This window comes from Streptomyces sp. NPDC003635 (assembly GCF_053587635.1).
This window is the reverse complement of record NZ_JBSFOK010000027.1, coordinates 39,961-59,746: the sequence shown is the minus strand read 5'-3', so window position 1 is coordinate 59,746 and position 19,786 is coordinate 39,961. Positions and strand designations below refer to the sequence as shown.

Below are 19,786 nucleotides of genomic sequence, written 5' to 3'. Positions count from 1 at the left end.
ACCCCACCGCACCGCACCAGGAAGGTGTCCCCCCGTGGAAAACGGCGCCGCCCAGCCCGTGATTGTCGCCATCGACGGCCCCTCCGGCACGGGTAAGTCGAGCACGTCGAAGGCCGTCGCCGCCCAGCTCGGCCTGAGCTACCTCGACACCGGTGCCCAGTACCGGGCGATCACCTGGTGGATGGTGAACAACGGCATCGACATCGCCGACGCGGACGCCGTCGCCGCCGTCGCGGGGAAGGCCGACATCGTCTCCGGCACCGACCCGGAGAAGCCCACGATCACCGTCGACGGCATCGACGTCTCCGGGCCGATCCGCACCCAGGAGGTCACCTCCCAGGTCAGCGCCGTGAGCGCGGTGCCGGAGGTGCGGGCCCGGATCACCGAGCTGCAGCGCTCCATCGCGGCCTCCGCCGAGGCCGGCATCGTCGTCGAGGGCCGCGACATCGGTACCACCGTGCTGCCCGACGCCGACCTGAAGATCTTCCTCACCGCCTCCCCGGAGGCCCGCGCCGCCCGGCGCAGCGGTGAGCTCAAGGGCTCCGACGTGCACACCACCCGCGAGGCGCTGCTCAAGCGCGACGCGGCCGACTCCTCCCGCAAGACCTCGCCGCTGGCCAAGGCCGGCGACGCGGTCGAGGTGGACACCACCGAACTCACGCTCGCGCAGGTCATCGAGTGCGTCGTGACCCTCGTCGAGGAGAAGCGGGCCGCGAAGTGACCGAGCTGCCTTCCGTACGGGGCGCCGAGGTCGGGCGACGCATCGGCGTCGGCCTGATGCACGGGCTGTGGCGCCCGCGCGTGCTCGGTGCCTGGAAGGTGCCGGCCTCCGGCCCGGCGATCCTCGCCGTCAACCACTCCCACAACATCGACGGCCCCATGGTCATGGGCGTGGCGCCCCGGCCGACGCATTTCCTGATCAAGAAGGAGGCGTTCGTCGGCCCGCTCGACCCCTTCCTGACCCGGATCGGCCAGCTGAAGGTGGACCGCACCACCACCGACCGCACCGCGATCACCCGGGCGCTCGGCGTCCTGGAGAGCGGTGGCGTCCTCGGGATATTCCCGGAGGGCACCCGGGGCGAGGGCGACTTCGCCTCCCTGCGCGCCGGGCTCGCCTACTTCGCCGTGCGCAGCGGCGCGCCGATCGTCCCCGTGGCCGTCCTGGGAAGCTCCGAGCGGCCCGGCCGGTTGATAAAGGGGCTGCCCGCCCTGCGCAGCCGCGTCGACGTCGTCTTCGGCGAACCCTTCGAGGCGGGCGACGGCACCGGACGGCGCACCCGCCGGGCGCTGGACGAGGCGACCGAGCGGATCCAGAAGCAGCTCTCCGAGCACCTGGAAAACGCCAGGCGGCTTACCGGCCGCTAGGCGACACTTGAGTAGTGGATCACCCGAGAAGGGGCGCTCCACCGATCACCACACTGAACGAGGTACGGACTTCATGAACGACCAGATCCACTCCGAGGGCTCGGGCGAGGCGCACGACCACGGAGCACTTGGCGACGCCGAGTACGCGGAGTTCATGGAGCTCGCCGCGGAAGAGGGCTTCGACCTCGAGGACGTCGAGGGCGCCATCGAGGAGGCGGGCCACGGCCCGCTGCCCGTGCTCGCCGTCGTCGGCCGCCCGAACGTCGGCAAGTCGACCCTCGTCAACCGCATCATCGGGCGCCGCGAGGCCGTCGTGGAGGACAAGCCCGGTGTCACGCGCGACCGGGTGACCTACGAGGCCGAGTGGGCCGGGCGGCGCTTCAAGGTCGTCGACACCGGCGGCTGGGAGCAGGACGTCCTCGGCATCGACGCCTCCGTGGCCGCGCAGGCGGAGTACGCCATCGAGGCCGCCGACGCCGTCGTGTTCGTCGTCGACGCCAAGGTCGGCGCGACGGACACCGACGAGGCCGTCGTACGACTGCTGCGCAAGGCCGGGAAGCCCGTGGTGCTCTGCGCCAACAAGGTCGACGGGCCGAGCGGTGAGGCGGACGCCGCCTACCTGTGGTCCCTCGGCCTCGGCGAGCCGCACCCCGTCTCCGCGCTGCACGGCCGTGGCACCGGCGACATGCTGGACGCGGTCCTGGAGGTCCTGCCGGACGCGCCCGAGCAGACCTTCGGCGGCTCCGGCGTCGGCGGTCCCCGCCGTATCGCCCTCATCGGCCGCCCGAACGTCGGCAAGTCCTCCCTGCTGAACAAGGTGGCGGGCGAGGAGCGCGTCGTCGTCAACGAACTCGCGGGCACCACCCGGGACCCGGTCGACGAGTTGATCGAACTCGGCGGTGTCACCTGGAAGTTCGTCGACACGGCGGGCATCCGCAAGCGCGTCCACCTCCAGCAGGGCGCCGACTACTACGCCTCGCTGCGTACCGCCGCGGCCGTCGAGAAGGCCGAGGTCGCGGTCATCCTGATCGACGCCTCCGAGACCATCTCGGTCCAGGACCAGCGGATCGTCACCATGGCCGTCGAGGCGGGCCGCGCCATGGTCATCGCCTACAACAAGTGGGACACCCTCGACGAGGAGCGCCGCTACTACCTGGAGCGGGAGATCGAGACCGAGTTCGGCCAGGTCGCCTGGGCGCCCCGGGTGAACGTCTCGGCGCAGACCGGCCGGCACATGGAGAAGCTGGTCCCGGCGATCGAGACGGCCCTCGCGGGCTGGGAGACCCGCGTCCCGACCGGACGTCTCAACGCCTTCCTCGGTGAACTCGTCGCCGCCCACCCGCACCCCATCCGGGGCGGCAAGCAGCCGCGCATCCTGTTCGGCACCCAGGCAGGTACCAAGCCCCCGCGCTTCGTGCTCTTCGCCTCCGGATTCATCGAGGCGGGCTACCGGCGCTTCATCGAGCGGCGGCTGCGCGAGGAGTTCGGCTTCGACGGGACCCCGATCCACATCTCCGTCCGGGTCCGCGAGAAGCGCGGCAAGAAGAAGTGAGCACGGCATGAAGAGGGCGGCCCCGATCGGGGCCGCCCTCTTCGCCGTTCAGATCCCCCGGTGCGGAACGGGCCGCAGGGCGGGATGCGTTCCCGACCCCTGCGGCCCGATGTGCCCGACGCGCTGCCACTGCGACTGCCGGGCACTTTGCGCGCCCGCGCTGTAGGCGCTGTACGAGCTGGAGAAGGACCCCGGCCGGTGCCCGCCGTACGAGCCCGTACTGTGCGGGATGTTCCCGAAGGCGGTGAACCCCAGCTCCTCCTCGCCGCTACGGTCACCCGGCAGCGTGCGGAAGGACTTGACGTACTCGGCGTAGAGCGCGTCGTAGATCGGCGTGGCCGAGGGAGAGTCGTATGCGTGCACGTATGTCCAAACGACCGGCCCCATCAAGGGATGCGGCTCAGCGGCCGACCTTTGGGGGCACTCAGGTCCCGGCGAGAGGCAGCGCGGAAGCGACCAACTTCCCGTTGGCGGCCGCCTTGTCCAGCGCGTCCCGCAGCAGGTCCTCTCGGGGCTGACGCCCGATGGACCCGACAGGTGCCGCGAACATCAGCACCTGCTGGTGCTTGTTGGCCGCGGCCCGCCATCCCTCGGTGACCTGCAACGGCTGGTGCGCCTGCCACCAGGCCACCGGCTGACCGCCGCCCGTCCCCGGCTGCAGCACCGCGTGCAGCTGGCCCATGGCGAGCAGCACCGACCAGCCGTGCAGCACGGGCGGTACCGACTCGATCGCCGTCACCGGCATGAACCCCTGCTCGATCAGCAGCGGCAGGAAGTCGTCGCCCACGGCGGTGGAGCCGGGCCGGACGATGGGCCCGGTCGGCTCCACGACCAGGGCCGGGTGCAACTCCCCGGCGATCAGCACCAGTCCGCTGGTCACCCCGAGCACCGCCTGCTCGGGAACGACCTTGTCCGGCTCCAGGTCGACCGTGTCGCCGGTGATGGAGCGCACCGCCCCCTGGAGCTGTTCCTCGGTGACCTGCACGACCTGGGAGGGCAGGCAGGTGGCGTGGGCGAAGGCGAGGACGGCGGTCTCGTCCCCGATGAACAGGACGGTGCTGGTGCGCTCCTGTTCGGAGTCGCCCGGGGTGCGGCAGGACGTGCAGTCGTAACTGCCGGGGGCGTTGTCGCCGGCGAGCAGCCGGTCGGCTTCGTCGTCGCCGATCTCGGCGCGTACCTCGTCGCTGACGTCGAGCATGCGCGGCACGGGGGCTCCCTCGGGATGTGGTACTTGGCGGGGCCGGGTGGCTCCCGGCCCGTGAACCGGGTGGATCCCGGGCTCATGAAGATGACAACGGCTGATCTGTGGCGGGAGTCACGCACAAGGGCGAACGGAATCGAACCATCCGTAGCGGACGGTCACCTTGGGTGCGGAATTGAGTACTCCTGGTCAAGTCGTTGACGGGTCAAGGTAGTTGGTTCCGTGAAGTGGGTCACAGATCGACGAGCTGACTGGTCGACAAATCAGGAAATCGGCGAATGAAGTGGGTGGCCGGAAATCGCTGATACCCACGGTAACGGCGAACTGGCCAGGAATGACAAGGAGTTGGTTGATACCGGGCAGCCGCTCTCCCTACATTTCTCGGCCGTGTGCACAGAGCACCGCTCGGGTACGTCCGTCGGCCGCACCACAGCCAGCTCGCAGCACCACACCCCACCGGCGGACGGGGCGAGGCGCGAGAACCGCGACCCAGTGCGCGGACCGCGCTCCGGCCTTGGGGGAGCCCGGGTCAGTCGGGAGGGAACTTTATGTCCGAATGTGCCGATACCACTCGCGACAGCGCCCGTAAGGCGCGTACGACGGCGGTCCTCGCCGGGGCGGCTCTGCTCGCCCCGCTCGGGCTGCTGGCCGCGGCCGGCGGTGCCGCCGCGGCGGACGGCGGAGTGTGGGACCGCATCGCCCAGTGCGAGAGCGGCGGCAACTGGCACATCAACACCGGCAACGGCTACTACGGAGGACTCCAGTTCTCCGCGAGCACCTGGCGCGCGTACGGCGGCACGGCCTACGCCGCCACGGCCGACCAGGCGAGCAAGGACCAGCAGATCGCCGTCGCCACCAAGGTGCAGCGCGCCCAGGGATGGGGCGCCTGGCCCACCTGCTCGGCGCGCGCCGGGGCCTACGGCAGCGCTCCCGCCTCCGGACCGGTTACGGCCGAGGCGGCCCCGCAGCAGGCCCCGAAGGCGCGGAAGGCTCCCCAGGCGCCGCAGCGGGCCTCGGGCCACACCGACCGCGGCGCGTCGCGCGGCGACTACGTCGTCCGTGAGGGCGACACCCTCAGCGGCATCGCCGCCCGGCACGGGACGAGCTGGCAGCGGCTCTACGCCGCCAACAAGGCCGTCATCGGCGGTGATCCCGATGTGATCGTGCCCGGACAGCGCCTGGAGATCTGACAGCGCCTGGAGAACGCGCAGGGTCTGGAGATCTGACGCGCTTGGAGATCCGAGCGCGACTCCCCCTCACCGGGTGCGGGGTCCCGCCCCTCGGTCCGCCGACCGGGTGGGGCCCCTCGGCACACCGCCGCGCCGAACCGGCCCCGCGTGCCCCGCTGCTTAGCGTGGGCCGATGTACCGCACACCGATCACCCTCGCCCTCGCGGCCGCGGCCGTGTTCACCGCCCCGGCCCACGCGGCACCACCGAACCCGGCCGCCACCCGCGCGCCCTACGACTGCGCCGCCCCAGGGTGGCCCTGGGGCTGCATCGCGGAGTGCGAGAGCAGTGGACGCTGGCACATCAACACCGGCAACGGCTACTACGGCGGACTGCAGTTCTGGCAGCCCACCTGGGAGGAGTTCGGCGGTCTGAAGTACGCCCGGCGCGCGGATCTGGCCACCCGCGCGCAACAGATCGCGATCGCCCAGAAGGTTCTGGCCGTGCAGGGCTGGAACGCCTGGCCCGTGTGCTCGAAGCGGTACGGCCTCAAGGGCCGGATGCACACGGTCAAGACCGGCGACACCCTGTCCGCGATCGCCCGCAAGTACAAGATCAAGGGCGGCTGGAAGACGATGCACGCGGCCAACAAGAAGACTCTCGGAAGCAACCCCGACCGGATCGAGCCGGGCATGCTGCTCGTCATTCCGTAGGGCGCGGTCCGCTCCTCCGCGGTGTTCGGCCCGCCCCCGGCCGATCGGGCGAGGCCCGGAGTTCGGCCGCCTCGCCGCTGAACACGACGGCGCCACGGCGCAGTTCGTACACCAGCGCGAGGCGGTCGCGCGGGACGGGCGGCAGACGCTGCTCCGCCACGATCACACAGGCGTCGAGCCCGGAGAGGAGTTCGTACGTCCGGTGCGCCACCGCCGGGGACATGCCCTGCGCCGGTTCGTCGACGAGCACCACGCGCGCGTGCGCCAGCAGGGCGCGGGACAGGGCGAGCATGCGCTGCTCGCCGCCGGAGAGGGTGCCGGCGCGGCGCGGGAGCAGGGACGCGAGGCGGGGGTAGGCGTCCAGGGCCAGGCCGTAGGCGGGGGCGGCGAGTTCGAGGTTCTCGCGGACGGTGAGGGAACCGAAGACCGCCTGGCGCTCCGGGACCAGGCACAGCCCCCGGCGGGCTCGCTCGTACGCCGGTACGCGGGTGACGTCGACTCCGTCCCACACCACGGCTCCGGCGGACAGCCGCACCGTTCCGGCCAGGGCCCCCAGCACGGTCGTACGGCCTGATCCATTGCGGCCGAGCAGGACGGTCAGGCCGCTGGCGGGGGCGGCGAGGGTCACGCCGTGCAGCGCTTCGAGCGGGCCGTAACGCACGCGCGCGTGGCGCAGGGAGATCGTCATACGGGTGTCTCCCGGGAGCCGAGCCTGTCGAGGACGTGGGCCGGGGGGCCCGAGGCGACGATGCGGCCCGCGGTCATGACGTGCACGACGTCCGCGAGGTCCGCCACGAGGTCGAGGTCGTGTTCCACGACGAGGAGGGCGGTGCCGTCCGCGGCGAGGGCCTTCAGGACGCGGGCCAGGGCGGTGACCTCGGTGGTGTCCAGGCCCGCGGCGGGTTCGTCGAGGAGGAGGACGCGGGGGCCGCCGGCCAGGGCCCTGGCCAGTTCGACTCTTCTCAGCGTGCCGGTGGGGAGGTTGGCGGCGGGGGCGTCCCGTACGTCGTCCAGGGCGAGCAGGCGGAGGGCTCTTTCCACGGCCGTCGGGTCGGCGATGTGGCCTTGCTCCGCGCCTACGCGGACGTTCTCGGCCACGGTGAGGGTGGGGAAGACGGCGAGTTGCTGGAAGGTTCTGGCGATGCCGAGGCGGGTTCGGGTGTGGGCGGGGAGGCGGGTGATGTCCCGGTCGCCGTAGAGGACTTGACCCCGGGTGGGGTGGAGGGTGCCTGCCAGGCAGTGGAAGAGGGTGCTCTTGCCTGCGCCGTTGGGGCCGACGACGGCGGTGATCCGGGAGGGGTGTACTTGCAGGTCCACACCGTCCAGGGCGGTGAACCCGCCGTAGCTTGCTTGGAGGGTGCGGGTTTGGAGGGTGGGCACCCGGCCTTCGGCCGGGTCTGGGGTCCGTGGGGTCCGACCCGCACCACCCGCGCTGCTTTCGGGATTCGGTTCGGGTGGCCCTTGCCGGGGCCGACCGCCGTCGGCGGCTGCGGCTGTCGGCCCCGTCGGCTTGACCTGTTCCCTGGGCCGGGCTCCCGGTGCGGGCCGAGGCCGGAGTCGCGCGCGTACCGCCTCCCCCCGTTCCGTGAGCCTCGCCCCTCCCCGGAGTCGCAGGCCTTCCGCGGCTTTGCGCAGGGCCTCGTACGGGCCGCCGGGGAAGCGGCCCACCAGGACCGCCAGTACGCCGATCAGGGCCGCCGCCATGCCTCCGCGGGCTCCGGCGTCCAGGCCCACCAGGAGGGCCGCCGCCGCCAGGGCGCCCAGGGTGCTGTCCGCGCCGAGGACCACGACCGCCGCGAACCAGAGCAGGCCCCGCACGGGGTCGTAGGCGGCGGGGTCGAAGGCGCGCAGGCCCATGCCGAGCATGCCGCCGCCCAGGGCGGCCAGGGCGGCGCCCGCTACGAAGGCCAGGAGCTTCAGTGCCGGGACCCGGACTCCCGACGCCGACGCGCCCTCCTCGTGGTCGCGCATGGCCGCGAGCGCCCTGCCCGTTCGGCCGCCGCGCAGTGTTCTCGTCGCCCACAGCGCCGCGCCCAGCAGGGCCAGCTCCAGGAGGTAGAACGCCCTGTCGCCCTCGAAGCCCGCCGGGCGGCCCAGCGTCAGCCCCGCCGTCGCGTACGGCTGGGCGAAGACGAAGCGGCTCACCCCGACGCCCACCGCGAAGGTCGCCAGCGCCAGGGCCAGGCCTCTGCGGTTGATCGCGGGCCAGCCGGTGAGCAAGCCCAAGGGCGCCACCAGGATCACCGCCACCACCAGCGCCGCCAGCTCCGGCAGGCGCGGCAGGCCCGGGAAGCGGCCCGCCGCCAGCAGGGCCGTGAACAGGGCGCCCAGGCCCGCGTAGGCCGCCTGGCCCAGGGAGATCTGGCCGCCCCGGCCGGTGACCACCACCAGGGACAGCAGCACCACCGCCAGCGCCGGTACCTGGACCGACGTGTGCAGGTCCGAGCCCGCGAACCCCAGCGGCAGCAGGAACAGGACCACCGCCACGATCCAGGCGCCCGGCGGGGTGGGGACGCGCGCGGTGGCCGTGCGGGGCAGCGCGTCCCGGGTGCCCACGCGCGGGAGCGCCAGTGCCGCGATCAGCAACGCCACCACGAACAGGTTCGCGCCCACGGCCTGGAGCAACGGCTCGCCCCAGCCGCTCGGATGCAGACGCGTCAACTGGCTCTGCGCCACCCCGATGCCGAGCGCCGTCAGCACCGCCACCGGCAGGCTCCGCATCCGGGCGGCCACGGCGACCGCGACCACCTCCATCACCAGCAGCGGCAGCCCGTACGGGTCGAGGCGGACATACGGCGCGAGCAGTACGCCCGTCAGGCCCGCCGTGAACGAGCCGAACGCCCAGCCCGCCGCGGCCACCCGGTCCGCGTCGATGCCGCCCAGCACGGCAAGGCCGCGGTCGTCGACCACCGCCCTCAGCTCACGGCCGAAGACCGTCCAGCGGATCACCGAACCGACCGCCACCGCCAGGACGACGACCACCGCCAGCTGTCCCCACGGGTCGGCCGACACCAGCAGCTCCGGCGCGTCGTCCCGCGCCCCCTGCCCCCACACCAGCGCAGCCCCGCCGACCAGCAGCACGAACACCCCGATCGACGCGACCAGCGTCTGCGCCGGATCGCCGCCGAGAACGGACAGCGGACGGAACACGAACCGTTCCAGCGCCAAACCGATCGCGGGCGCCACGACCAGCAGGGTCAGCGCGGCACCCGCCCACAGCGGCCAGCCCCACTCCACCACGCACTGCCGCAGCACGTAGGCGCACACCATGGCGATGGCGCCGTGCGCGAAGTTGAGCACGCCGGTGGCCCGGTACGTCACGACCAGACCGATCCCGGTGAGCGCGGCGGCGCTGCCGACCGACAGACCGGCGAGGGTGAGGTCGTGCGTCAGCGAGGACATCAGTCGTCCGCTTCGGCGGGCTCACAGATCGGGCACGGACCCAGCTCGCCGCTCCTCACCAGCTTGGAGTCCACCGGCACCGCCTCCGCCTTGCCGGACACCAGCGGACAGTCCGCGCGGTGCCACAGCGTGCCGCCCGGCACCATCAGCAGCTCCCCGCTGACCGCGAGCGGAGCCGTGGCCGCCTCCCCCGGGATCTCGGCCGGTTCCGCGGCCACGAGGAGGCCGTACAGCTCCTCCACGCGCGTGGCGGCGAGCGCGTTCCGGCCGTGCGTGAGCAGCACGGACCCGGCGACGATCAGCGCGGCGCCCGGCACGGTGCAGGAGGCCAGATAGGGCAGTTGCCGTTCCGCGAAACGCTCGCCCGAGACGCCGTACCAGCCGAGGACGCACAGCACCGCGCCGGCGGCCAGGGCGGCCCAGCCGGCCCACTGGACGGGATGCACGGTCCGCAGTCGGGCTGTCCGCATCTCTGGCTCCTCGGGCTTCACACGTCATGCGTCTGTCCATGTCAGCCGATGGCTTGCACTATGCCTTCTGTGAGCTGACCCTGAAAGCACCGGGCGCACCCGGCCCGGACCGACACCCGGTGGTGAGCCAGATGGTTCTCGGGAGCGACCTCAGTCGGGGGAACAGGGGGCGCGCGACGGCGCTGGCGGCCGCCCTGCTGCTCTTCCTCGGCCCGGCCCTCGCGGCCTGCAGCGACGACGAGGGAGGCGGCGGCGACGCCACTCCGCCCTCGCCCTCGGTCGAGCGGACGATCAGCCCTTCCGCGACCGCGCCGGCCGACGTCGGCGCGGCCGAGCAGGAGATCAAGCAGAACTGGCAGAAGTTCTTCGACCCGAAGACCCCCCTGGAGGAAAAGCAGACGGTCCTGGAGAACGGCGAGCAGATGGCCCCGGTGCTCCAGGCGTTCAGCGGTGACGAGCGCGGCGGACAGGTCGGCGCCGAGGTCACCGAGGTCGCCTTCACCTCGCCGACCGAGGCGGACGTGACGTACACCCTCACCCTGAAGGGCGCCACCGCCCTGCCGGACGCCGCCGGGACGGCCGTGGAGCAGGACGGCACGTGGAAGGTGTCCGCCAAGACGCTGTGCGCGCTGGTGCAACTGAGCGGCAATGGCTCGGCCTCGCCGGTTCCGGGCTGCTGAGGCCTTGGCGGCGCTGCTGCTGCTCACGCTGAGCGCGGCCTGCGGCAGCCGGCTGCCGGAGAGCGACTTCGAGGGCGGGGCGCGCACGACCCCCGCGCAGAGCGGCGGGCCGATCCGGGTAGGCGTCATCACCAGCGCCACCAGCCCGGTCGGCGGGGACGCCTTCACCGGCCCGCGCGACGGCGCCAAGGCGTACTTCGAGCGGCTCAACTCGCGCGGGGGCATCGAAGGGCGGCCGGTCGAGGTGCGGCTGTGCGACGACGGCGGCAGCGGCGTCGGCAACAACGAGTGCGTGCACCGGCTGATCGACGAGGACCGGGTGGTCGCCCTGGTCGCCACCACGGTCCTCGACTACGCGGGTGCCTCGCGTGTCTCCGCGGCCGGGGTGCCCGACATCGGCGGCCAGCCCATCGGCGCCGCCTACGACACCTGGCCGCACCTGTACGGCATCTACGGCAGCCTCGCGCCGCGGAACGGCACGGTCGGCTGGGACGGCGAGCTGTACGGCGGCACCGAGGTCTACCGCTACTTCAAGCGCGAGCGCGGCGCCCGCACCGCCGCCGTCGTCTCCTACAACCAGGCCGCGTCCGCCTCCTACGCCCGGCTCGTGGAACGCGGTCTGAAGGCCGAGGGGTACGACGTCGTCACCGAGCAGGTCGACTTCGCGCTGCCCAACTTCCGCGCCGTGGCGGCCGATCTGAAGGAGCAGGGCGTCGACCTCGTCTTCGACGCCATCGACGGCCACGGCAATGCGCGGCTGTGCGCGGCGATGGACGACGCCGGCGTCGAGCTCACCGCCAAGGTGACGAACGTGCAGAACTGGACCTCGACGATCGCCGACGACTACAAGGACGCCTCGCGCTGCCGCAACGCCCTGTGGGCGACCGGATCCAGCCGCAACTTCGAGGACACCGACCACCCGGCCGTACGGGAGTTCCGGGAAGCCACCGAAGGGCTGGAGACGCACTCGCAGTGGCAGTTGGAGGGCTGGGCCGCCGCCCGGTGGTTCACCGAGGCGGCGCGGGCCTGCGCCCGCGGTGAGGTCACGCGCGCGTGCGTGGACGACTGGATGAGCCGCAGCCAGGGCTACACCGCCGACGGACTGCTGCTCCCCGTGCGCTTCGAGCGGCTCGCCGAGCCGCCCGCCACCCGCCGTACCTGTCTGTCGGTGGCGCGCTGGGAGGACGGGCGGGGCTGGGTGTCCCAGGAGGACATGGACAACACCTGTTTCGACGTGCCGCAGTTGGCCTACACGCCGTGATCCTGGAGCCCGGCGTTACCGTCGGTGTCCATTTCTACAAGCTAGTTGAGCATTGCGGACCGTTACTGTCCGGTCGCGCTGGCAGACTCGGCGCCATGTTGGACACCTCGGCACGACTGCTGCGCCTGCTCTCGCTCCTCCAGGCCCACCGGGAATGGTCCGGAGCGCAACTCGCCGACCGCCTCGGGGTCACCCCCCGTACGGTCCGGAGGGACGTCGAGCGGCTGCGTGAGCTGGGCTACCCCGTCAACGCCAGTCCCGGCACCGGCGGCGGTTACCAGCTGGGCGCGGGAGCCGAGCTGCCCCCGCTGCTCCTGGACGACGACGAGGCCGTGGCCGTCGCCGTCGGGCTGCGCACCGCGGCGGGACAGGGCATCGAGGGCATCGGCGAGACCTCCGTACGGGCCCTGACCAAGCTGGAGCAGGTACTGCCCAACCGGTTGCGCCGCAGGATCAGCGCCCTCAACGCCTTCACCGTGCCGATGCTGCGCGGCCAGCCCTCCGCCGTGGACCCCGGGGTCCTCACCGAACTGGCCCATCTGTGCCGGGACGCCGAGCGGCTGCGCTTCGAGTACCGGGGCCACGACGGCACGCTCAGCCGCCGCAGAACCGAACCGCACCGCCTGGTGTGCACCGAACGTCGCTGGTACCTGGTCGCCTGGGACCTCGACCGGGACGACTGGCGCATCTTCCGGGTCGACCGCATCACGCCCAAGCCGCCGCACGGTCCCCGCTTCACCCCGCGCCGCCCGCCCGCCGACGACCTCGCCGCCTACGTCTCCCAGGGCGTCTCCACGCGCGCGTACGCCACCCACGCCCTGATCCGGCTGCTGGTGCCCCTGGAGGAGGCCGCCGAGCACATCTCGCCCTCCGCCGGTGTGCTGGAGGCCGAGGGGTCCCGCAGCTGTCTGCTGCGCACCGGCGCCGGCAGCCTGGACGTGATGGTGATCCATGTGATGCTGCTCGGCTTCGAGTTCGAGGTGCTGGAGCCCATCGAGCTCACCGACGCCCTCAGGACCGCTCGGGACCGGCTTTCTCGGGCTCTGGAGCGAGTGCCGCGAACTTGGGATGGTGCAGATCGAATGCCGGGGACTCCGAGCGGATCCGGGGCAGAGTGGTGAAGTTGTGCCGCGGCGGCGGGCAGGACGTCGCCCACTCCAGCGAACGGCCGTAGCCCCAGGGGTCGTCGACCTCGACCTTCTCCCCGTACTTCGCCGTCTTCCAGACGTTGTAGAGGAACGGCAGCGTCGAGATGCCGAGCAGGAACGCGCCGATCGTCGAGATCGTGTTCAGCGCGGTGAAGCCGTCGGCGGCCAGGTAGTCGGCGTACCGGCGCGGCATGCCCTCCGCGCCCAGCCAGTGCTGCACCAGGAACGTGGTGTGGAAGCCGACGAACAGCGTCCAGAACTGGATCTTCCCCAGCCGCTCGTCGAGCAGCTTCCCGGTGAACTTCGGCCACCAGAAGTAGAACCCGGCGAAGATCGCGAAGACGACGGTGCCGAAGACGACGTAATGGAAGTGCGCCACGACGAAGTAGGTGTCCGTGACGTGGAAGTCCATCGGCGGGGACGCCAGGATCACCCCGGTCAGACCGCCGAACAGGAAGGTCACCAGGAACCCCACCGACCACAGCATGGGCGTCTCGAAGGACAGCGAGCCCTTGAGCATGGTGCCGGTCCAGTTGAAGAACTTCACCCCGGTCGGCACCGCGATCAGGAAGCTCATGAAGGAGAAGAAGGGCAGCAGCACCGCGCCGGTGGCGAACATGTGGTGCGCCCACACCACCACCGACAGACCGGTGATCGCCATCGTCGCAGCGACCAGTGTCAGATAGCCGAACATGGGCTTGCGCGAGAAGACCGGGATGATCTCGCTGACGATGCCGAAGAACGGCAGCGCGATGATGTACACCTCGGGATGGCCGAAGAACCAGAACAGGTGCTGCCACAGCAGCGCGCCGCCGTTGGCCGCCTCGAAGATGTGCGAGCCGAAGCGCCGGTCCGCCTCCAGGCACAGCAGCGCCGCCGCCAGCACCGGGAACGCCATCAGGATCAGGATCGACGTGAACAGCGTGTTCCACACGAAGATCGGCATCCGGAACATCGTCATGCCGGGGGCGCGCATCCCGATGATGGTGGTGATGAAGTTGACGGCGCCGAGGATCGTGCCGAACCCGGACAGCGCGAGCCCCATGATCCACAGATCGCCGCCGATGCCCGGCGACCGCTCCAGGCTGTTGAGCGGCGCGTAGGCGAACCAGCCGAAGTCGGCGGGCCCCGAGGGCACCAGCAGCGAGCTGATCACGATGAGCCCGCCGAACAGGAAGAACCAGTACGACAGCATGTTCAGCCGCGGGAAGGCCACGTCCGGAGAGCCGATCTGCAGCGGCATCAGTTCGTTGGCGAAGCCGGCGAACGCCGGGGTCGCGAAGAGCAGCAGCATGATCGTGCCGTGCAGCGTGAACAACTGGTTGAACTGCTGGTTGTCGATGAGCTGGAGCCCCGGCCGGGCCAGTTCGGCGCGCATCAGCAGCGCCATCAGACCGCCGAGCAGGAAGAACAGGAACGAGGTGATCAGGTACAGATGGCCGATCTTCTTGTGGTCGGTGGTGGTCAGCCAGTCGACGATCACCCGGCCCTTGTGCTTGGTCCGCACGGGTCGTACCGGCGTCTGCACCGTCTGAGTGCCCATCGCTCGCTCGCCCCTTCGCTCGCCTGCCCCGGGCCCGCTGAAGCCCGCGCCGCGCGTGCCCGCGAGCCCACGCCATGATGCTCGCGCCGCCGCGCGCTCCGACAGGGGGCGTACGAGGGGTTCTGTGCGGCTGCGAGGCAATTCCTGTGTGGCGTCAGTTCCGTGGACCCACGCGGAATCGGCGGGAGAAAGGAGTCCGGGGGGAGTTCTTCCGGAACTTTCCGACGGTCAATTGGGTGCGCTGCCGCGACACGCGGGAATTACGTTCGAATGCCTGCGAAAGGCGTAGCGAAGCGCCCGTCCGTGTGACGGAGAGGGTTTGAAACCCGTGTCGTGATCCTGTGACAAAAGTGTGACCGGAGGGGGACGGGTGACGGGGTGTGAGCTGTTCTCTGGCCCCAGCCGCCGGACAGGGCCTAGCGTGGCCGCATGGCACCGATTCCGACACCCCCCGCCGAACCCCACGACCAGCCGGACGGCTATCTCGGCCTCGCCGCCGACCGCGCCGAGCGGCTCGCCCGCGAGCGGGGCTGGACCACCGTACGGTCGCTGCCGCCGGGCGCGATCATCACCATGGAGTACCGGGTGGGACGACTGAACTTCGAGGTGAAGGACGGTCTGGTGACCCGGGCCTGGAAGGGCTGAGCGGGGCTGAGACAGCGACGGCCCCGGTACCCGTGAGGAATCACGTGGTGCCGGGGCCGATCGCCGCGGGGTTGGGTGTGCGTACCGAGCCCCGCTGTTCCGGCGGCTAGCCGCCCGTCAGGGGGCGTGCCGTCGAGGTCGTGCCGCGGGTGGCGCGGTCGGTCTGGGGCGGTCTGCGGCTGCCGACCGGCGTGACCGGGGTGCGCTCCGAGCGGGCCGTGTGCGGGCCGGGGGCCAGATAGACCGGCGCCTTGGGCGTACGGGCCGTGGGGGAGACGTCCTGCGCGGACTCACGCGGCTTGAGCCGCACCGGGACCTCGACCGGGGCGGCCGGGGCCGGTGCCGTACCGGCGCGGCGGGCGCGCCAGGCGTCGCGCAGATCGAAGATCGCGGTCTCCGCGCGGGCGATCAGCGGCTCGAACCAGGGCAGCGCGAGCAGGATCAGCAGACCCGCTGCCCAGCCGAGGAGCACATCGCTCAGCCAGTGCGTGCCGAGGTAGACGGTGGACAGGCCGACGCCCAGCGAGGTCACCGCGGACAGCGCGGACAGCCAGCGGCGGGCCCGTGGGGTGGAAGCCAGATAGGCCAGGATTCCCCAGGTCACCACGGCGTTGGCGGTGTGACCGCTGGGGAATATATCGCCGCCGAGCCACATCTCGTTGGAGCCGACGGTGGTCGCGTAGTGCGGTCCGAGCCGGCCCATGCCGAGCTTGGCGGCGCCGACCGTCACGTTCAGCAGCAGCAGCGAGGTCGCGAGCGCAAGCAGCGGCCGCAGCGTGTGCTGCCGCCAGGAGCGCCAGCCCAGCCAGGCCGCGATCATCACCGCGGTGGGGCCGCGCTGGCCGAGCACCACGTAGTAGTCGACGAATGCGTGGATCTCCGACCACTGCTGGTACGGCCGGAAGAACATGACCTGCCAGTCGAGCCGGACCAGCCACGAGGTGATGACCACGGCCCACACGATGGCGCCGTAGAAGGCCAGGGTGGCCGCGAAAAGGGCCACCCTGTGCCGGCTCATCCTCGGCACATCGATGTGGGCCGGCCGTTCCGGCTCACGGTCCAGCCTCGCGAACACCCGGTCCAGACGGGTGAGGTTTCGTTCGGTACGCACCCAATCGACGTTACAGCGAGTGAGCTCAGAACCCTGCTGATTCCGCCGGGTTGTGATGACGATGTGATGTGGGATTCCTCTCAGGGGGCGGCCTATTTCCTACGACTTCGCAATCAGCGGCGGCCGCACCCTTCAATTCCTTTGATCATTCCAGCGCACGGTTTTATCTGGTTTATGAATTCGTTCACCGAAAGCTGGTCCTGAATTCTCTTGACGATCACCGGGGGTGCCCGAAGCGGTCACGGCGGACCGGAGCCGTTCAGCCAGAACGCCCCGTAGAGCGCCGAGCCCACCGCGATCAGCACCACCACCAGGGCCGATCCACGCGGACGCGCCCGGGCCAGGGCGAGCGCGAGGGGCAGCAGCAGGGGGAAGGCGGGCAGCAGCAGCCGCGGTTTCGAGCCGAAGTAGCTCGAGGCGCACAGGGCGAGCGCGGTGACGACACCCGCGTACACCAGCAGGGGGAGCGGCTGGCCCTGCCGGACACAGACGACGTACAGCCACACCACGAGGCCGACCCCGACGAGCAGGCCGAAGCCGGCGAGCGCCGACGGAAACGACGTGAACTTGTCGGCGACGAACCGGGCGAAGGCGAGGCCGCCGTCGAAGCCGTTGCGCCAGCCGGCCTGGACCTCGAGATAGCCCAGCGGGCCCTTGCCGGTGTCGTGGCCCACCCACAGGACGTAACCGGCGGCTCCCAGCGGCGCGAGCAGCATCCCGAGGGCGCGCCGGACCCTCGACGCGCCGGGCGGGGTCGGGCCGCCGACGGGGGAGGGGGCGTACCCAGGACCCTGCGCGCGGTCACCGGGCGCCACGCTCCCGCCCCCTTCGAACGAGGCAACCCGGTGCGCGCGGTCGGCCGGCGCGGCGCTTCCGTGTTCCCCGGGCGAGGCGACCCGGTGCGCGCCGCCGGTCGGCACCTCGTCGTGGTCCGGTACGAGCTCGGGGTGCGCGGGCTCGGTCGGGGTCGCGCGGCGCTCGCGTACGAACGAGGCGATCCCCGCCACCCACACCGCCGCCACCACGGCGAGGCCCACCGGGCGGGTCAGGCCGGCCAGCAGGGCGAGCGTGCCGGCGGTCAGCCAGCGGCCGGTCAGCACCGCGTACAGCGACCAGGCCGCGAGCGCGGTGAACAAGGACTCGCTGTACGCCATCGACTGCACGATCCCGACCGGCAGCACCGCCCACAGCAGCACCGCAAAGAAACCCGCCCGACGGCCGTGGACATGATCGGCGACCGCGAAGATCCCCCAGGCCGCCGCGAGCGAGGCGAGGGCCGAGACCAGGAACCCCGCGTCCGCCGCCGACAGCGGGGTGACCGCGGCGATCATCCGCTCCAGCCAGGGCAGCAGCGGAAAGAAGGCCAGGTTGGAGTGGACGTCGCCGTTCGGCAGCCGCACCTCGTAGCCGTACCCCAGCTCGGCGACCCTCGTGTACCAGAGCGAGTCCCAGCGGGCGGTCAGCAGGGTGTACGCGCTCTTGTCGCGCGCCGCGCTCCACAGGGCCAGCGTCAACAGGCCCAGGGCGCGTACGGCCGCGTACCCCAGCAGGGCCGGCGCGGCCCGGCGCACGCTCGTAGGAAGATCGGTCACGGGCTCGATTATCTGTGCAGCCCGGAACCCGGCGGCCCGCCCGGCCGTTTCCGACAGGGCGCGACAGGCGGCCGGGAAGTGGCGTACGCCACACGAGTTCTGTCCGATGTCTGAGAGGTCCGCCACTCGGCACCGGGACGGACTCGCGTACTCTGACGAGTCACTCGCTTCGTTGCGCGGGTCGGGGACCACCGCTCCTCCCCGGCCGAGTCACGGGGAGTCCCCACCCCGTGAGCCCGCCGAACGCGAGGGAACATCTGGGAGGTACGTACATGTCCGGGACGACCACGGCCGCCGCGCTGCGCCGTCGGGCGGCCGGGGCCGGTGCCAACCGCTGGGTCGTCCTCGTCGTCCTCTGCGTCAGCCTGCTGCTGGTCGCCGTCGACGCCACCGTGCTGCACGTGGCGGTGCCCGCCGTCACCGAGGACCTCAAGCCGGGCGCCATAGAGCTGCTCTGGATCGTCGACATCTACCCGCTCGTCTGCGCCTCGCTGCTGATCCTCTTCGGCACGCTCGGTGACCGCGTGGGACGCAGACGGATCCTGCTCCTCGGCTACGCCCTGTTCGGCGTCGCCTCCGCGATGGCCGCCCTCGCCGACACCGCCCAGGTGCTGATCGTGGCGCGGGCGCTGCTCGGCGTCGGCGGCGCGATGATCATGCCGGCGACCCTCTCGATCCTTCGCCAGGTCTTCCCCGACCGGCGCGAGCGGGCCCTCGCCATCGGAATCTGGAGCGCGGTGGCCGCGGTCGGCGCGGCCGTCGGACCGCTGCTCGGCGGCTTCCTGCTGGAGCACTTCTGGTGGGGCTCGGTCTTCCTCGTCAACATCCCGTTGATGCTGGTCAGCCTGCCGGTGGGCCGGATGCTGCTGCCCGAGTCCAAGGGCGACGGCCGCGGCCCCTGGGACGTGGTCGGCGCGCTGATGGCGGCGGCCGGACTCTTCGGCGTCGTCCTGGGCGTGAAGCGCCTCGGCGGCGGCCAGATCGACGGCGTCACCGCCCTGCCCCTGGTGGTGGGCGTGACGCTGCTGGTCCTTTTCGTACGACGTCAGCGGCGCCGCAAGCACCCCCTGGTGGACCTGCGGATGTTCGCGCGTCCCGCGTTCAGCACCTCGGTGGGCTGCATCGTGCTGGCGATGCTCGCGCTGGTCGGCCTGGAGCTGATCGCGGCCCAGTATCTGCAACTGGTCCTCGGCCTCTCCCCCCTGGAGACGGGGCTGCGCCTGCTGCCGCTGACCTTCGCGGCGATGGGCGCGGGGCTCGCCGGAGCCCGGATGCTGCGCCGGTTCGGCCCACGGCGGATGGTGTGCACCGGGTTCTGTCTGACCGCGTTCGCGGTGGTGCTCCTCACGGCCATGGGCGGCACGGACAATCCCGCGCTGATGCTCTCCGGGTTCGTGCTGCTCGGCTTCGGTCTGGAGACCACGCTGTTCGGGGCGTACGAGTCGATGCTGAGCGAGGCCCCGCCGGAACAGGCGGGCGGCGCCGCGGCGATCGGCGAGACCTCCTACCAGCTGGGCGCGGGCATCGGCATCGCGCTGCTCGGCAGCGTGATGAACGCGGCCTACACCCCCGGCCTGTCCTCCGTGCCCGGAGTGCCCGCGGAGGCCTCCAGGGCGGCGGGGCACTCGCTGGGCGAGGCCTATGAGGTGGCCGGGCAGCTGGGCGGCGCCGCCGGGGAGACCCTGCGCGTCGCCGCGCGGAACTGCTTCGTCCACGGGCTCCATGTGACGCTGCTGGTCAGCGCCGCGCTGCTGCTGCTCGGCGCGGTGATGGCACTGCGCCTGCCGCGGACGATGCAGTGCGAGCCCGCCGCCGCGGAGGTGGACGTCCCGGCGCCCCGCGAGGTGGCCGGGTCCCGGGAGATCGCCGAGCCCCGGGAGGTCGCGAAGTCCCGGGAGATCGCCGAGTCCCGGGTGACTGCCTGACAACGCTGGA

The 19,786-nt window shown here is 71.7% G+C and carries 18 protein-coding genes; 10 read left to right on the top strand and 8 right to left on the bottom strand.

Annotated features, from left to right (window positions below; translation table 11 throughout):
• The first annotated feature begins 34 nt into the window (after positions 1-34).
• The 3 genes from cmk (at position 35) to der (ending at position 2,917) form a co-directional block, all read left to right on the top strand.
• Positions 35-721 carry a (d)CMP kinase gene (gene cmk, locus ACWDRW_RS24305; protein ID WP_451726134.1) on the top strand — a complete coding sequence of 229 codons (687 nt, stop codon included), beginning with the start codon at positions 35-37 and terminating at the stop codon, positions 719-721.
• A complete protein-coding gene (locus ACWDRW_RS24300) occupies positions 718-1,365 on the top strand; it encodes a lysophospholipid acyltransferase family protein (protein WP_451726133.1) in 648 nt (215 codons plus the stop codon). The genes cmk and ACWDRW_RS24300 overlap by 4 nt, the downstream gene beginning before the upstream one ends.
• A 73-nt stretch (positions 1,366-1,438) precedes the next feature.
• A complete protein-coding gene (der, locus tag ACWDRW_RS24295; RefSeq protein WP_451726132.1) occupies positions 1,439-2,917 on the top strand; it encodes a ribosome biogenesis GTPase Der in 1,479 nt (492 codons plus the stop codon).
• Between the two features lie 48 nt (positions 2,918-2,965).
• On the opposite strand, the gene ACWDRW_RS24290 is transcribed toward der, so the two are convergent.
• Positions 2,966-3,280 (bottom strand): hypothetical protein, encoded by a 315-nt coding sequence (locus ACWDRW_RS24290; protein ID WP_451726131.1) that lies wholly within the window; start codon positions 3,278-3,280, stop codon positions 2,966-2,968.
• A gap of 61 nt (positions 3,281-3,341) precedes the next feature.
• A complete protein-coding gene (locus ACWDRW_RS24285; RefSeq protein ID WP_451726130.1) occupies positions 3,342-4,124 on the bottom strand; it encodes a hypothetical protein in 783 nt (260 codons plus the stop codon).
• Positions 4,125-4,666: 542 nt separating this feature from the next.
• Here ACWDRW_RS24285 and ACWDRW_RS24280 point away from each other — a divergent pair.
• Positions 4,667-5,308, top strand: a complete 642-nt coding sequence (locus ACWDRW_RS24280; protein WP_451726129.1) for a transglycosylase family protein — start codon at positions 4,667-4,669, stop codon at positions 5,306-5,308.
• Positions 5,309-5,480: 172 nt separating this feature from the next.
• A complete protein-coding gene (locus ACWDRW_RS24275; protein ID WP_451726128.1) occupies positions 5,481-5,999 on the top strand; it encodes a transglycosylase family protein in 519 nt (172 codons plus the stop codon).
• On the opposite strand, the gene ACWDRW_RS24270 is transcribed toward ACWDRW_RS24275, so the two are convergent.
• Genes ACWDRW_RS24270 through ACWDRW_RS24260 form a run of 3 tightly spaced genes read right to left on the bottom strand, consistent with a single transcriptional unit; the run spans position 5,989 to position 9,871 of the window.
• Positions 5,989-6,687, bottom strand: coding sequence for an ABC transporter ATP-binding protein (locus ACWDRW_RS24270; RefSeq protein WP_451726127.1), 699 nt, complete (start codon positions 6,685-6,687; stop codon positions 5,989-5,991). The genes ACWDRW_RS24275 and ACWDRW_RS24270 overlap by 11 nt on opposite strands.
• The gene (locus ACWDRW_RS24265) at positions 6,684-9,401 is read right to left on the bottom strand and encodes a branched-chain amino acid ABC transporter permease/ATP-binding protein (protein ID WP_451726126.1); all 2,718 of its coding nucleotides are present in this window, start codon (positions 9,399-9,401) and stop codon (positions 6,684-6,686) included. The genes ACWDRW_RS24270 and ACWDRW_RS24265 overlap by 4 nt, the downstream gene beginning before the upstream one ends.
• Entirely contained in the window at positions 9,401-9,871 is a 471-nt protein-coding gene (locus ACWDRW_RS24260) for a hypothetical protein (RefSeq protein ID WP_451726125.1), read from the bottom strand. The genes ACWDRW_RS24265 and ACWDRW_RS24260 overlap by 1 nt, the downstream gene beginning before the upstream one ends.
• Before the next feature lie 131 nt (positions 9,872-10,002).
• On the opposite strand from ACWDRW_RS24260, the gene ACWDRW_RS24255 reads away from it, so the two are divergent.
• From ACWDRW_RS24255 to ACWDRW_RS24245, 3 genes are all read left to right on the top strand, one after another.
• Positions 10,003-10,551, top strand: a complete 549-nt coding sequence (locus ACWDRW_RS24255) for a hypothetical protein (RefSeq protein ID WP_451726124.1) — start codon at positions 10,003-10,005, stop codon at positions 10,549-10,551.
• On the top strand, positions 10,520-11,812 hold the full coding sequence (locus ACWDRW_RS24250; RefSeq protein WP_451726123.1) for an ABC transporter substrate-binding protein: 1,293 nt from the start codon (positions 10,520-10,522) through the stop codon (positions 11,810-11,812). Before ACWDRW_RS24255 ends, ACWDRW_RS24250 begins: the two co-directional genes overlap by 32 nt.
• Positions 11,813-11,907: 95 nt before the next feature.
• Positions 11,908-12,933, top strand: a complete 1,026-nt coding sequence (locus ACWDRW_RS24245) for a helix-turn-helix transcriptional regulator (RefSeq protein WP_451726122.1) — start codon at positions 11,908-11,910, stop codon at positions 12,931-12,933.
• On the opposite strand, the gene ctaD is transcribed toward ACWDRW_RS24245, so the two are convergent.
• On the bottom strand, positions 12,824-14,503 hold the full coding sequence (gene ctaD, locus ACWDRW_RS24240) for an aa3-type cytochrome oxidase subunit I (protein WP_451726121.1): 1,680 nt from the start codon (positions 14,501-14,503) through the stop codon (positions 12,824-12,826). The genes ACWDRW_RS24245 and ctaD overlap by 110 nt on opposite strands.
• 429 nt (positions 14,504-14,932) lie before the next feature.
• Between ctaD and ACWDRW_RS24235 the strand changes: the two genes are divergently transcribed.
• The gene (locus ACWDRW_RS24235; protein WP_451726120.1) at positions 14,933-15,148 is read left to right on the top strand and encodes an I78 family peptidase inhibitor; all 216 of its coding nucleotides are present in this window, start codon (positions 14,933-14,935) and stop codon (positions 15,146-15,148) included.
• Positions 15,149-15,254: 106 nt separating this feature from the next.
• Here ACWDRW_RS24235 and ACWDRW_RS24230 read toward each other — a convergent pair whose 3' ends face one another.
• Together ACWDRW_RS24230 and ACWDRW_RS24225 are read right to left on the bottom strand one after the other, a co-directional pair.
• Entirely contained in the window at positions 15,255-16,259 is a 1,005-nt protein-coding gene (locus tag ACWDRW_RS24230; RefSeq protein ID WP_451726119.1) for a phosphatase PAP2 family protein, read from the bottom strand.
• 239 nt (positions 16,260-16,498) lie between these two features.
• A complete protein-coding gene (locus ACWDRW_RS24225; protein ID WP_451726118.1) occupies positions 16,499-17,851 on the bottom strand; it encodes a mannosyltransferase family protein in 1,353 nt (450 codons plus the stop codon).
• 272 nt (positions 17,852-18,123) lie between these two features.
• On the opposite strand from ACWDRW_RS24225, the gene ACWDRW_RS24220 reads away from it, so the two are divergent.
• Entirely contained in the window at positions 18,124-19,776 is a 1,653-nt protein-coding gene (locus ACWDRW_RS24220) for an MFS transporter (RefSeq protein ID WP_451726117.1), read from the top strand.
• Positions 19,777-19,786: the final 10 nt, after the last annotated feature.